The organism is Yoonia sp. (assembly GCF_965660735.1).
GTDB lineage: Bacteria > Pseudomonadota > Alphaproteobacteria > Rhodobacterales > Rhodobacteraceae > Yoonia.
In genome coordinates this window covers 15,471-27,797 of sequence record NZ_CBFIBD010000019.1, presented here as the reverse complement: position 1 = coordinate 27,797, position 12,327 = coordinate 15,471, and the positions used below count along the sequence as shown (strand labels likewise).

Genomic DNA, 12,327 nt, shown 5'->3' with positions numbered 1-12,327 from the left:
TTATCCGCGGATCAGATCCGCTATGATTTGCGCGTCTTCTTCATGGGCAAGATGCCCAAGGTCTGGCAGTTCGGTCAGGCGCGCATTAGGTAGGCTGGCTACAGCATCCCGGCTGACTTGCGGCGGGACCGCCTTGTCGTTCAGACCGGTGATCAAATGCACCGGCACATCGATCGTCCCCAGCCGCGCCAATAGCCCGTCCAGCGACCATTGCGCCATCATCGACAGTGTCGCATCCACATGCCCGCGATCACGGGCCAGACGGTAATAGAGTTCCAGGCCTTCGGGTTCCAGCTTGGACCCTGTGCCCCTGATCAGGTTGCGCACGGAATTGCGGGTGGTCGTGGCCGCAAACAGGCTGGCGCTGAAAGGTGTCGCCGCCAGTGTCTTGGCCATGATCGGGAATAGCCAGCCCGCCACGCCCTTGAAATTGCCAAGGGCCGCGTTGATTCCCACGATCCCTTGATCCGGTCGCAAGCCCTTTTCAAAAAGTCGCAGGGCAATCGCAACACCGGCAGAATGCGCGACGATCATGCGAGGCGTCCAGCCTTCCTGCCGGATCAGGGCAAGCAGATCCTCGGTCATGTGATCCAACCCGCAGCGTTGCTGCGCGCCCAGTTGCGTAAACCCCTGCCCCGGCAAGTCGATGGCGATGACATGATGATCCTGCGCAAGCAGTGGAAACAGATGGCGGAAACTTTGCGTCGCACCGCCTGCGCCATGGATCAGCAAGATCGTATCGCCGGTGCCGTGTTCCTGCACATGCCAGCGGTGCGGACGGCACAAAACCCGCCGGGAATACTGGTTCAGGGGCCAGTTTTCTGCATCCTTGGGCCAGCGCACGCGTCAGTCGCCCAGCGCGGTGGCAACGGATTGCGATAGCCGTTTTGCATCGGCACGTGGCATCGGCAGATAGGTCGCGGCCAGCGTCTGTGCCAGGTCGCGCAGCGCAGGTTCGGGCCGGTTGCCCGTGTCGATCACCAACGCATCAATCCCGCTGGCGCGCAGCAGCCGTGCAATTTGCTGTGCGTCAAGTGCCGCCTGTTTGCGGTTGGCGGTGCCATCCAGCGCAATATTCGCCCGTCCGTCGGTCAGGATCGCGACGGTCGGCGTCAACCCGCGGCGCACGGCCTGCGTCGCCTGTTCAAACGCCGTTGCCATACCTGCCGCCAATGGCGTGGCGCCACCGCCGGGCAGTGCGGCCAGCCTGCGTTTGGTTTGCACCAGCGATCTGGTGGGCGGCAGCAGCAATTCCGCTTCGGTCCCGCGGAAGGCCACCAATGCCACGTGATCGCGCCGCGCATAGGCCTGCGCAAGCAAAAGTTCGACCGCGCCTTTTGCCTCGGCCAGCCGACTGAGTGCTGATGAGCCTGAGGCATCGACGGTAAAGATCAGTAGCCGGTCGGACTTTTCCTCGAACCGTTTGACATGGATATCGCCGGTGCGAATTTGCAGGGTATCGCGCCCGGTCGCCTGTTTGCGGATCGTCTGCCAGGGGGCCGCGGCGCGCAATGTCGCGATAATGTCGATGCGCGCGCCGTCGTGCATGCGTCCGGCGCGCGATGGCAGCGGTCTGCCGCGCCGGTTACCTTTGTGCGCGGCGCCGCTGCCGTTGCCGCGCCCTGACCGCGCCTTTTGCGCCGCAAGCCGCTCCAGCAGATTATCGGGCAACATCGCGCGCACCGCATCAAGCAGCATCTCGTCCGGCAGATCCAATGTGTCCTGCTCGTTTTCCTGTTCGGCCTGATCGGGGGGCGGTGTGTCCGGTTCCTGCGGTGCCGGGTCTTGGGGGATACGCGTCGCGCGGTGCGCCAGCGTCAACGCACAAGCGATTTCCAGATCGTCGGATGTGACACTATCCCTGCCCAAAAGCGCCGCGTGTGCCCGCGCTGCCCGCAGCGTGAACAGCGGCGCACGCAAGCTGTCGATGCCAAACTGGGCGGCGATCCGGGTGACTGCTTCCCTTGCATCGGGTGGAACAGACGGCAGCCTTTGGGTTTGCGGGGCAAAGCCGGGCATTTCAGTTGCACCCGTCTCGCCTAGCCGGCAATCGGACAGATCCACATGGAATGCCAGCCGCTCTGTCAGTTTGGGGTTCAGAACCTCGTCCGGTTCGGCCCCTTCATCCAGCGCGATCAGGCTGTGCTGTCCAGCATCCAGCGCAATGGACAGCCGCGCCGCTAGCGCCGTGCTGGCACGTTCCGCCATCGTCAGGATCAATGGACCGGGCTGCGATAACAGACCCTGTTCCTGCACAAGATGGCCTTTTTGCAATGTCGCGCTCAGGTCAAGACCACCGAAAAGTGCGGCATCCGATATCGCCGGGTGCAGCTTGCGGACGTCTGGGCCGATCTGCCCCAGCAGACGGTCACGCACCGGCCCGGACCGCGCGCGGATCGTGATCCCGCCAAGGCCCGGATCGATCGCCAGCAGCCGCAACGCCAGGGTGGCCTGTTCCCAGCTATCCAAGAACTTCTTCCACTGTGCGGGCCACCCGTGTGCCGCTGCCCGCCTCATCCAGCGGATCACGGCGCAGGCGGTGCCGCAGGGCCATCGGCGCCACGGCGCGCACGTGCCCGCGCGTCACTGCCGTGTCATCGCGCCACGCTGCAAAAGCACGCGCTGCCTTGAGCAGCGTCAATTCACCGCGCAGGCCGTCGGACCCCAGTGCCAGGCAAAGCGCGGCCACGTCGCGCAATGTGCTTTCAGTGGTGTTCAGCTTGGCCAGCGCCTTGCGCGCGATCAGGATCTTGTCGCGGATCGCGGCATCTTCGGCCTGCCAGCGCACCATGAAGGCTGTGTTGTCGTTCTCGAATGCATCGCGGCGTTTGATGACGTCGACGCGGGTGTCGATATCCTTGGGCGATGTCACTTCGACCGACAGGCCGAACCGGTCCAGCAGTTGCGGGCGTAATTCGCCTTCCTCGGGGTTGCCGGACCCTACCAGCACAAACCGTGCCGGGTGCCTGATCGACAATCCTTCGCGTTCGACGACATTTTCGCCAGATTGCGCCACGTCCAGCAGCAGATCGACGATGTGATCCTCCAACAGGTTGACCTCGTCTATATAGAGATAGCCGCGATTGGCGCGGGCAAGCAGCCCTGGCTGGAACGCCTTTTCGCCCTTGGTGAGAGCCTTTTCGATATCCAGCGCGCCAGTCACGCGGTCCTCTGACGCGCCCAACGGCAGGTCCACGACGGGTGTCGGCATGTCATGCACGCGCCTGGATTTCAGCCCGGCCCAGTCCGGCACCTGTGCGGCCTTGGCGCTGTTTACCGGGCAGCCCTTGATCGCGCGGATCGGGGGCAGCAGTGCGGCCAACGCACGGACCGCGGTCGATTTGCCAGTGCCCCGGTCGCCGAACACCAGCACGCCACCGATGGACGCATCAATGGCGGTCAGGATCATGGCCTGTTTCATTTCCTCCTGCCCGACGATGGCAGAAAAGGGGAAAGGCTGTGTCATGCGGCCTCCAGTTTGGTGAGTGGGGATGTGCCGTTCCAGGTGCCGATATCGGAATGAACCGCGAAACGGGCATAAAGTTCTTCGCGAAACCAGCCTTCGTCACGGACGGCACGGATGGCGTCGGCGTGGGGGCCGGTGCGGGCGAAACCGGCCATCGCGTCCTCGGACGGCCAGATGGAAAATGTCACCTGATGTAGCATCGGCACCTCGCCGATACCGATCTTGAAGGCGACGTTTGGATCGGCCCCGATCATGGCCGAGATATTGGGCACGCGCGCCCAGAACCGCGCAAGTATACGTGGCTTGATCGTTGCGCGGGTCAGGGCGGCCAGCGCACCGCCCGAAATGGCCCCCGATGGAAGAAACGGCGTTTTTCCCGACCACTGCCCGCGCGCAGACGTGGGTTGCAGAAAGACCGTCCAATTTTCCGTCGCGCACCGGATGTAACGTGCAAAAATCCCCGACTGCGTGCGCTTCCGCGCGGTTTCCACATCTGGCCATGTGGCCAGAATCGCATAGACTGCCGTATTGGGAAGTGGGGTGAACCCTTCGCCTGTGCCGGATCCGCACAGCTTCCAGAACCCGATGTCAGGCGTGCGGGCCAGCGGCACCCGCGCCGCGCCCATCATGACAAGCGCCCAAATCCGGGCCAGCGGCCCGGCAAAGCGGAAAAACGACAGTGTGACGATCTGGGTCAGAAGCGGAACCTTTGCTAGTGTCAATTAATCCTGACACACGGCACATCATTTGGGAAGGCGGCGCGATAGTATTTGTCAACTTAGCCTGACACTACTAGTGTTAAGCCATGTTGATACCTGATCAAACCGATTCAAACGCTGCCATAGTCATTGGTGCTGGCCTTGGCGGGCTTGCGGCGGCGATGCGGCTGGGCGCCAAGGGCTATTGCGTCACGGTGCTGGACCGGCTTGACCGGCCCGGTGGGCGGGGGTCGTCCATCACGCAGGATGGCCACCGATTCGACCTTGGGCCAACGATCATAACAGTGCCGCAGGTGTACGAAAACCTGTGGGCCGCCTGCGGGCGCGATTTCCACAAAGACGTGGACCTGCGCCCGATGGACCCGTTTTACGAGGTCCGCTGGCCGGATGGATCCAGCTTTACCGCGCGGCAGGATACCGATGCGATGCTGGCAGAGGTCGCGCGCCTGTCGCCCGGCGATGTAAAAGGCTACAAACGGTTCCTGCGCGACAGCGAGGCCTGCTATAAAGTCGGGTTCGAAGGCATGGTTGCCAAGCCGATGCACCGGATATGGGAAACGATCAAGGTGCTGCCGACCTTTGCGCGGCTGCGCGCCGACCGGTCGATCCTTGGGCTGGCCAAGGCCCGTGTCCGCGATGCCCGTCTGCGGATGGCGCTATCGTTTCATCCGCTGTTTATCGGTGGTGATCCCCGTCATGTGACAGCAATGTATTCGCTTGTCGCCTATCTGGAGAAGCAGTTCGGCGTTCATTACGCCATGGGTGGCGTGCAGGCGATTGCCGATGCGATGGTGGGCGTGATCCGGTCGCAGGGCGGGCAAGTGCGGCATGGGGTCGAGGTCGATGAGATTCTTGTCACCGATGGGGCAGTGCAGGGCGTCCGCCTGACGAATTCAGACACTATTCCGGCCCAACTCGTCATCAGCAACGCCGATGCGGGGCATACCTATAAGCACCTTCTGCGTAATAGCCCGCGCAAACGCTGGACCGACAAGAAACTGAAATCACGCCGCTGGTCGATGGGTCTCTTCGTTTGGTATTTTGGCACCAAGGGAACCGCGGATATGTGGCCCGACATCGGCCATCACACAATCACCAACGCGCCCCGCTACGAAGGCCTGCTGAAGGATATCTTTATCAAGGGCAATCTGGCCGACGACATGAGTCTTTATATCCACCGGCCGGCGCGCACCGATCCCAGCGTGGCACCTGCCGGCGATGATACGTTCTATGTCCTGTCACCCGTCCCGCATTTGGGGTTCGATAAACCGGTCGATTGGGCGAAAGAGGCGGCGAACTACAAGGCCAAGATGCAGGCAGAGGTCGAAAAATCCCTGCCCGGTTTTGCCGACCGTATTGTCACCGAAATGACGCTGACACCCGCAGATTTCCGCGACCGTTACCTGTCGCCCAACGGTTCGGGGTTTTCCATCGAACCGCGCATTCTGCAATCGGCATGGTTCCGGCCACACAACATCAGCGAAGAAGCGCGCGGGCTGTTCCTTGTCGGCGCGGGCACCCACCCCGGTGCCGGCGTTCCCGGGGTGATTTCAAGCGCCGAGGTTCTGGGAAAACTGGTCCCCGATGCGCCTGCGATGCCTGCAATCAAAGTGGCCGCAGAATGATCCGGCCCGATGATCTGGCGCATTGCCGCGAGGCGATCCGCCACGGATCGCTGTCGTTTCATGCGGCTTCCAGACTGTTGCCGGCCAAGGTGCGCGACCCTGCACTCGCTCTTTATGCGTTCTGTCGACTGGCCGATGACGAGGTGGATGAGGGCGATTATCAGACCGGCGCTGTGCTACGGCTGCAAGACAGGCTTGATCTGGCCTATCAGGGCAAGCCGCGCAACGCGCCCGAAGATCGTGCGTTTGCCGCCATCATTGAAGATTTCGACATGCCCCGCGCCCTGCCAGAGGCGCTGTTGGAGGGGCTCGCCTGGGATGCCGCCGAGCGGCGCTATGACACATTGAGCGGCGTGCGCGACTATTCCGCCCGTGTCGCAAGTGCGGTCGGCGCGATGATGTGTGTGCTGATGCGCGTGCGCGACCCCGATGCACTGGCGCGGGCCTGCGATCTGGGTGTCGCAATGCAACTTACCAATATCGCCCGCGATGTCGGCGAAGATGCGCGGATGGGGCGGATTTACCTGCCGCTGGACTGGCTGGAAGAGGCTGGGATCGATCCGGTCAATTTCACCCGCGATCCGCGGCCAACCAAAGCCGTGCGCCGCATGGTCAAACGCCTGCTGACCGAGGCCGATAGGCTTTATCTGCGGTCCGAGGCTGGGATCAACGTACTGCCCTTGCAGGCGCGGACGGGAATCTGGGCGGCGCGATTGATCTATGCAGGGATCGGCAAGCAGGTGCGCCGCCAGGGATATGACAGTCTTTCAATGCGCGCCCGCACATCTTCGCGGCAAAAACTCGGTTGGGTGGTGCAATCGTCGCTGCGCACAGGTGTGTCGCTTGTGATGCCGAAATCTGCAATCATCTATGCCAATCCTCTGGATGAAGTTGCGTTTCTGGTGAATGCCGCAAGCCGGGCACGGCCTGATCCGGGCCGGTCAAGCGCCGTGCTGGCGATGCTGGCCGAATTGCGCGCCCGCGAAGCAGCACTTGGCAGGGATCGCCCGCTGGCCTAGGTGTCACATGTCACCTTGAAAGGGGCCCGCAATGGATATCGTGCTTTTCTTCCTGTTTCTCGCCGCCACATTCGGGGCCGCCGCCACAGGTGCGCTGTTTCCCACTGGCGAGTGGTACAAGACCCTGAAAAAACCGTCGTGGGTTCCGCCGAACTGGGTGTTTCCTGTGGTATGGACCAGTATCTATCTGCTGATCGCCTTCGCAGGGGCGCGCGTCGCCGGAATGGAAGGTAGTGCCTACGCCATGGCGTTCTGGGCTGTTCAGATCGCGTTCAACGCGCTGTGGACGCCGGTGTTCTTCGGGTTGCGGAATCTGCGGGCATCATTGCCGGTGATGGCGTGTTTGTGGCTGGCTGTGCTGGGGGCGATGATCACGCACTTCGGGCTGGATTTCTGGGCCGGGCTGGCGTTCGTGCCCTATCTGGTCTGGGTCACTGTCGCGGCCGCACTGAATTATTCAGTCTACAAGCTGAACCCGGACCAAAAGCCGCTGGATCTGCCCAACATCTGACCCCCTTGAACCCTGCCCGAAAGGGTGACAATTTTGGGGATGGATACTTCTATCAAGTCATGGGCCGATGTGGCCCCCCGTCTGGTTGCCGTCGCCGCAGGCCGCGACAAGGCAGATCTGGTCGTGCGCGGTGCGCGGATGGTCAACGTGCACACCCGCGAAATTCTTGACTGGCAGGTCGCGGTGGCCGGGGGGCGTTTCGCCTATGTCGGGCCGGACGCCAGCCACTGCGTCGGCCCCGGGACACAGGTGATCGAGGCAGAAGGCCGCTATCTGATCCCCGGTCTGTGTGATGGCCATATGCATATTGAGTCAGGTATGCTGACCCCTGCCGAATTCGCCGCTGCCGTGATCCCGCATGGCACCACGACCATGTTCACCGACCCGCATGAGATCGCCAATGTCCTTGGCCTGCGCGGTGTCCGGATGATGCATGATGAGGCGCTGATGCAGCCCATCAACATCTATACACAGATGCCGTCCTGCGCGCCCTCTGCCCCCGGTCTGGAAACCACCGGGTTCGAAATCAGCGCCGAAGACGTGGCCGAGGCAATGTCTTGGCCCGGCATCATCGGGCTGGGCGAGATGATGAACTTTCCCGGTGTGATCAACGGCGATCCCCAGATGCTGGCCGAAATGGCCGCGACCATGGACGCGGGCAAGACTGTGGGCGGGCACTATGCATCGCCCGACAAGGGGATCGCGTTTTCCGCCTATGTCGCAGGGGGTGCCGCCGACGATCACGAAGGCACTGCCGAGGCTGATGCGCTCGCCCGTGTCCGCAACGGCATGAAGTCGATGATGCGGCTGGGGTCCGCATGGTATGACGTGGAAAGCCAGATCACTGCGGTGACGGAACGCGGCCTTGATCCGCGCAATTTCATCCTTTGCACCGATGATTGCCATTCCGGGACGCTGGTGAACGACGGCCATATGAACCGCGTCGTGCGTCATGCGATTGCCTGCGGCTGCGACCCGCTGATCGCGTTGCAGATGGCGACGATCAACACTGCCACGCATTTCGGGCTGGAACGCGAATTGGGGTCCATCGCCCCCGGCCGCAGGGCTGATATGATCCTGACGTCTGATCTGAAAGCATTGCCCATTGAACATGTGATCGCGCGCGGGCGCACCGTGGCGCTGAATGGCAGGATCGCCGTCGATTGTCCGCATTACGACTGGCCCGCCGACGCGCGCCATACCGTGAATATGCAGCCGCTAAACAGAGAAAACTTTGAAATCCATGCGCCGGATGGTGCCAACAGTGTCACCGCCAAGGTTATCGGCGTCGTCGAAAATCAGGCCCCGACCGAGGCACTGACAGCCGAACTGCCGGTGGTCGATGGGTTGGTCGCAGGGCAAGGCGATACCTATCAGATCGCCCTTGTCGAACGGCACCGGGGCACTGGTAAGGTCGTGAACGGCTTTGTCTCTGGTTTTGGCTATCAGGGGCGAATGGCGATCGCATCGACCGTGGCACATGACAGCCACCATATGATCGTCGTGGGCACCGACCGCGACATGATGGCGGCGGCGGCCAACCGATTGGCCGAAGTGGGTGGTGGCGTGACCGTCTGGAAGGACGATGCGGAACTGGCGCTGGTGGAATTGCCCATCGCGGGCCTGATGTCCGACAGGCCGGCGGCCGAAGTCGCTGCGAAGGCCGATCAGATGGTCGCGGCGATGGCGGATTGCGGCTGCACGCTCAATAACGCCTATATGCAACATTCGCTGCTTGCTCTGGTCGTCATCCCATCGTTGCGCATTTCTGATCTTGGGCTGGTAGACGTGGATAAATTTGAACTGACCGAGCTATTTGAGGGAAACACATGAACATGGCACCACAGACGGGCATCAAAACACCCGACATTCCCGCGCCAGAGGCATTCAACGACCCGGCGATGGCAGTGGCGCGCCTGCAAGACTTGTATCAGGCGGCGGTGACGTTCCTGACGGAAAACTTCATGACGGCGCTGACAGATGGCCAGCCCGATACCCGTATGCGTGCCTTTTACCCCGAAATCCGGCTGACTACGACCAGCTATGCCAAGACCGACAGCCGTCTGTCGTTCGGTCACGTGGCCGAACCCGGGATATATGCCACGACGGTAACGCGGCCCGATCTGTTTGCATCCTATCTGGAACAGCAGATCGGCCTGCTGATCGCCAGCCACGGGGTGCCGGTGATTATCGGCGCATCTGACACGGTGATGCCGGTGCATTTCGCGGTGGCGAATGTGCCGTCTGTGACTGTGCCGCAAGAAGGGTCGATGGATTTCAACCTGCGCGATGCGTTTGACGTGCCGGACCTGAGCACCACGCATGATGCCATCGTCAACGGCGAAGGGTTCACTTATCCCGATGGCGCGCGCCCGCTTGCCCCCTTTACCGCGCAGCGCATTGATTATTCACTGGCCCGTCTGGCGCATTACACCGCCACGGCGGCTGAGCACTTCCAGAACCATGTGATGTTCACCAACTATCAGTTCTATGTCGAGGAATTCGAGGCCTACGCCCGCCACGTGCTGGCCGACCCCGATAGCGGTTACACGAGTTTTGTCAGTACCGGGAATGTAGAAATCGCAAAAGCAGACGCCCCGATTCCGGTGCCTGCAAAGATGCCGCAAATGCCGACCTATCATCTTAAACGCGCCGACGGCGGCGGGATCACACTGGTCAATATCGGCGTCGGCCCGTCGAACGCGAAAACCGCAACCGATCATATCGCTGTGCTTCGCCCCCATGCCTGGCTGATGGTGGGCCACTGTGCCGGGCTGCGCAATTCACAGCGGCTTGGGGATTTCGTGTTGGCGCACGCCTACCTGCGCGAAGATCACGTGCTGGATGACGACCTGCCAATCTGGGTGCCGATCCCGGCTTTGGCGGAAATCCAGATCGCGCTGGAAACCGCCGTGGCTGATGTAACCGAACTGCAAGGCTATGAGCTGAAGCGCATCATGCGCACCGGCACCGTCGCCACGATCGACAACCGCAACTGGGAACTGCGCGAACAGGCAGGCCCGGTTCAAAGGTTAAGTCAGTCGCGGGCCATCGCTCTGGATATGGAAAGCGCCACAATCGCCGCCAACGGATTCCGGTTCAGGGTGCCCTATGGCACGCTTCTTTGCGTCAGCGACAAACCCCTGCATGGAGAGTTGAAGCTGCCCGGAATGGCCTCTGATTTCTATAAAACACAGGTCGCGGCGCACCTGATGATCGGGATCAGGGCGATGGAACGCTTGCGCGAAATGCCGCTTGAACGTATCCACAGCCGCAAATTGCGTAGCTTTGAAGAGACAGCTTTCCTTTGATCTGGCGAAAAACACTCGAAATCGCGCAATTTTCACTTGTAATATCATACTAACCGTTGTGGTGTCCCACAACATACCGTTAAATATGCGGGCATAGGCCCTATAATTCGGGCGAACGAGGGAGACCATAAAAATGGCGACGAAACCAATGACCAAAGCGCAGCTTGTTGCTGCACTTGCCGAAGAAACAGGCATGGATAAAAAAGCAGCAGGGTCTGCACTGGATGCCGTGACGGGCATCATCACCAAGGAAGTCGCAGGCGGCGGTGCCGTGACCCTGCCCGGCGTCGGCAAAATCTATTGCCGTGAACGCCCAGAGCGTATGGTCCGCAACCCCGCCACGGGCGAGCAGATCAAGAAAGAAGCCGACAAGGTTGTCAAAATGACGATCGCCAAAGCGCTGAAAGACAGCGTCAACGGCTAACGTATCCCGGCGCACAATGTGCCCCGGTGAGAATACGAAAGGGTCGCCCGAATAAGGCGGCCCTTTTGGTTTTTTGGGTGGGCCGGATGCCGCATTGCCAAAGGCCGAGAACATCGGATTGAGGACAGGCGCTCCTGCGCGTGGGAATGTCTCGTGCGGGACAAAATCGCCCCCTGCTATCGTTCACTCAATGGCCGCAGATCCATTTTCCAAACGCTGCCCTACAATGTGTCGTTCAGCTTTCGGGCTTCCAATCTGGCTGTGTCGCGAATGAAACGACATCTTCCCCCAGCTGGTCCCAATGAGGTCTGTCGCGTTCAAATATGACGACCTCAATATCAAGTCCGGTTGCATCATCAATCGTACCAAGAGACAGCGTTAAATGGTCAGGCATCCGCGTGTTGCTACTATAAATTGGACTACCGCAGTGCGCGCAAAACACCTTGGTAACCATCGCACCCTTGTCGGATGAATAACTGAATTCACTCAGCTTTCCACTCAAAGTGACCGCTTCGGCGACGAAGACGGCTCCAACGGTGTGCCCTGTCCCGCTTAATCGGCGACACGCATCGCAATGGCATTGGGCGACAACGATGGGTGCCCCATTGGCAGTGTACGTCACATCGCCGCAAAGACATTTTCCTGTGTACTTCTTTGTCATGCGAGAACCCTTGCCGCGTCAGCCGATAAGCGCAACTGCAAATCATAGGCCGAGACGGATTGCTCCCCTCGTCCGATGAACCCAAACGACAGGTTTGCGTTGCCTATGCAGTCATTTGTTCATCTCGCAGCATCCGGTAGAATGTGCTCCTGCCGCCGTTCGCTGTACGGAACACAAATGTCCGGTTTGTGCCGGGTCCGTTGGTCTTGCTGTTCATATTCATTTTTCACCTCATTCAAGGGATCTGAACGGCTTGAACCGGACCGACCGATGAAAGGCTCACAATTTTTTCCCAATATGGATCGCGGCAATTCCGCAGACAGATAAGGCCACGAATCAACGGCCATCCCGTTTTTGAAAAGTGAGCGCATTGCAGCGATGTAATCTCTCGAATTTGCTGCACGTTGCGTCCGTATGGCTTCCGGTAATTGAAGCCGTGGCAAACGCGGCTACGATAAGCCAGGTAACTCTTTGATAAAAAATGATAAAGTGGTGAGCCGTGATGGGTTCGAACCATCGACCTACTGATTAAAAGTCAGTTGCTCTACCAACTGAGCTAACGGCCCACATGAAGCGCTACTTAGAAAGACC

General features: G+C 60.6%; 11 protein-coding genes and 1 tRNA gene. 6 read left to right on the top strand and 6 right to left on the bottom strand.

The annotated features are described in order from the left end of the window. Genes bchO through crtA form a run of 4 tightly spaced genes read right to left on the bottom strand, consistent with a single transcriptional unit; the run spans position 1 to position 4,164 of the window. Complete coding sequence (bchO, locus tag ACTG4B_RS08815; RefSeq protein ID WP_439155324.1) at positions 1–843, bottom strand: alpha/beta fold hydrolase BchO; 843 nt, start codon at positions 841–843, stop codon at positions 1–3. Between the two features lie 3 nt (positions 844–846). Continuing rightward, entirely contained in the window at positions 847–2,517 is a 1,671-nt protein-coding gene (locus ACTG4B_RS08810; protein ID WP_439155323.1) for a magnesium chelatase subunit D, read from the bottom strand. Further along, positions 2,462–3,466 carry a magnesium chelatase ATPase subunit I gene (gene bchI, locus ACTG4B_RS08805; protein ID WP_439155322.1) on the bottom strand — a complete coding sequence of 335 codons (1,005 nt, stop codon included), beginning with the start codon at positions 3,464–3,466 and terminating at the stop codon, positions 2,462–2,464. Before bchI ends, ACTG4B_RS08810 begins: the two co-directional genes overlap by 56 nt. Further along, positions 3,463–4,164 carry a spheroidene monooxygenase gene (gene crtA, locus ACTG4B_RS08800; RefSeq protein WP_439155350.1) on the bottom strand — a complete coding sequence of 234 codons (702 nt, stop codon included), beginning with the start codon at positions 4,162–4,164 and terminating at the stop codon, positions 3,463–3,465. The genes bchI and crtA overlap by 4 nt, the downstream gene beginning before the upstream one ends. Positions 4,165–4,271: 107 nt before the next feature. Between crtA and ACTG4B_RS08795 the strand changes: the two genes are divergently transcribed. From ACTG4B_RS08795 to ACTG4B_RS08770, 6 genes are all read left to right on the top strand, one after another. Further along, positions 4,272–5,810: a phytoene desaturase gene (locus ACTG4B_RS08795; protein WP_439155321.1), complete on the top strand. Its 1,539-nt coding sequence runs from the start codon at positions 4,272–4,274 to the stop codon at positions 5,808–5,810. Further along, positions 5,807–6,829: a 15-cis-phytoene synthase gene (crtB, locus tag ACTG4B_RS08790; protein ID WP_439155320.1), complete on the top strand. Its 1,023-nt coding sequence runs from the start codon at positions 5,807–5,809 to the stop codon at positions 6,827–6,829. The genes ACTG4B_RS08795 and crtB overlap by 4 nt, the downstream gene beginning before the upstream one ends. A 31-nt stretch (positions 6,830–6,860) precedes the next feature. Continuing rightward, the gene (gene tspO, locus ACTG4B_RS08785) at positions 6,861–7,340 is read left to right on the top strand and encodes a tryptophan-rich sensory protein TspO (RefSeq protein WP_439155319.1); all 480 of its coding nucleotides are present in this window, start codon (positions 6,861–6,863) and stop codon (positions 7,338–7,340) included. Positions 7,341–7,379: 39 nt separating this feature from the next. After that, complete coding sequence (gene ade, locus ACTG4B_RS08780; protein WP_439155318.1) at positions 7,380–9,173, top strand: adenine deaminase; 1,794 nt, start codon at positions 7,380–7,382, stop codon at positions 9,171–9,173. 2 nt (positions 9,174–9,175) lie between these two features. Then, a complete protein-coding gene (locus ACTG4B_RS08775) occupies positions 9,176–10,651 on the top strand; it encodes an AMP nucleosidase (protein WP_439155349.1) in 1,476 nt (491 codons plus the stop codon). 133 nt (positions 10,652–10,784) lie between these two features. Further along, entirely contained in the window at positions 10,785–11,075 is a 291-nt protein-coding gene (locus ACTG4B_RS08770) for an HU family DNA-binding protein (protein ID WP_439155317.1), read from the top strand. 235 nt (positions 11,076–11,310) lie between these two features. On the opposite strand, the gene ACTG4B_RS08765 is transcribed toward ACTG4B_RS08770, so the two are convergent. Together ACTG4B_RS08765 and ACTG4B_RS08760 are read right to left on the bottom strand one after the other, a co-directional pair. Further along, the gene (locus tag ACTG4B_RS08765) at positions 11,311–11,736 is read right to left on the bottom strand and encodes a GFA family protein (protein WP_439155316.1); all 426 of its coding nucleotides are present in this window, start codon (positions 11,734–11,736) and stop codon (positions 11,311–11,313) included. A 490-nt stretch (positions 11,737–12,226) separates the two neighbouring features. Next, positions 12,227–12,302: transfer RNA gene (locus ACTG4B_RS08760), tRNA-Lys, on the bottom strand. Between the last annotated feature and the right edge of the window lie 25 nt (positions 12,303–12,327).

Bases quoted from the DNA above. Each gene is read 5' to 3' on its own strand.
- ACTG4B_RS08810 (WP_439155323.1), bottom strand. From the start codon at position 2,517: ATGAGGCGGGCAGCGGCACACGGGTGGCCCGCACAGTGGAAGAAGTTC.
- bchI (WP_439155322.1), bottom strand. From the start codon at position 3,466: ATGACACAGCCTTTCCCCTTTTCTGCCATCGTCGGGCAGGAGGAAATG.
- ACTG4B_RS08795 (WP_439155321.1), top strand. From the start codon at position 4,272: ATGTTGATACCTGATCAAACCGATTCAAACGCTGCCATAGTCATTGGT.
- crtB (WP_439155320.1), top strand. From the start codon at position 5,807: ATGATCCGGCCCGATGATCTGGCGCATTGCCGCGAGGCGATCCGCCAC.
- tspO (WP_439155319.1), top strand. From the start codon at position 6,861: ATGGATATCGTGCTTTTCTTCCTGTTTCTCGCCGCCACATTCGGGGCC.
- ade (WP_439155318.1), top strand. From the start codon at position 7,380: ATGGATACTTCTATCAAGTCATGGGCCGATGTGGCCCCCCGTCTGGTT.
- ACTG4B_RS08775 (WP_439155349.1), top strand. From the start codon at position 9,176: ATGGCACCACAGACGGGCATCAAAACACCCGACATTCCCGCGCCAGAG.
- ACTG4B_RS08770 (WP_439155317.1), top strand. From the start codon at position 10,785: ATGGCGACGAAACCAATGACCAAAGCGCAGCTTGTTGCTGCACTTGCC.
- ACTG4B_RS08765 (WP_439155316.1), bottom strand. From the start codon at position 11,736: ATGACAAAGAAGTACACAGGAAAATGTCTTTGCGGCGATGTGACGTAC.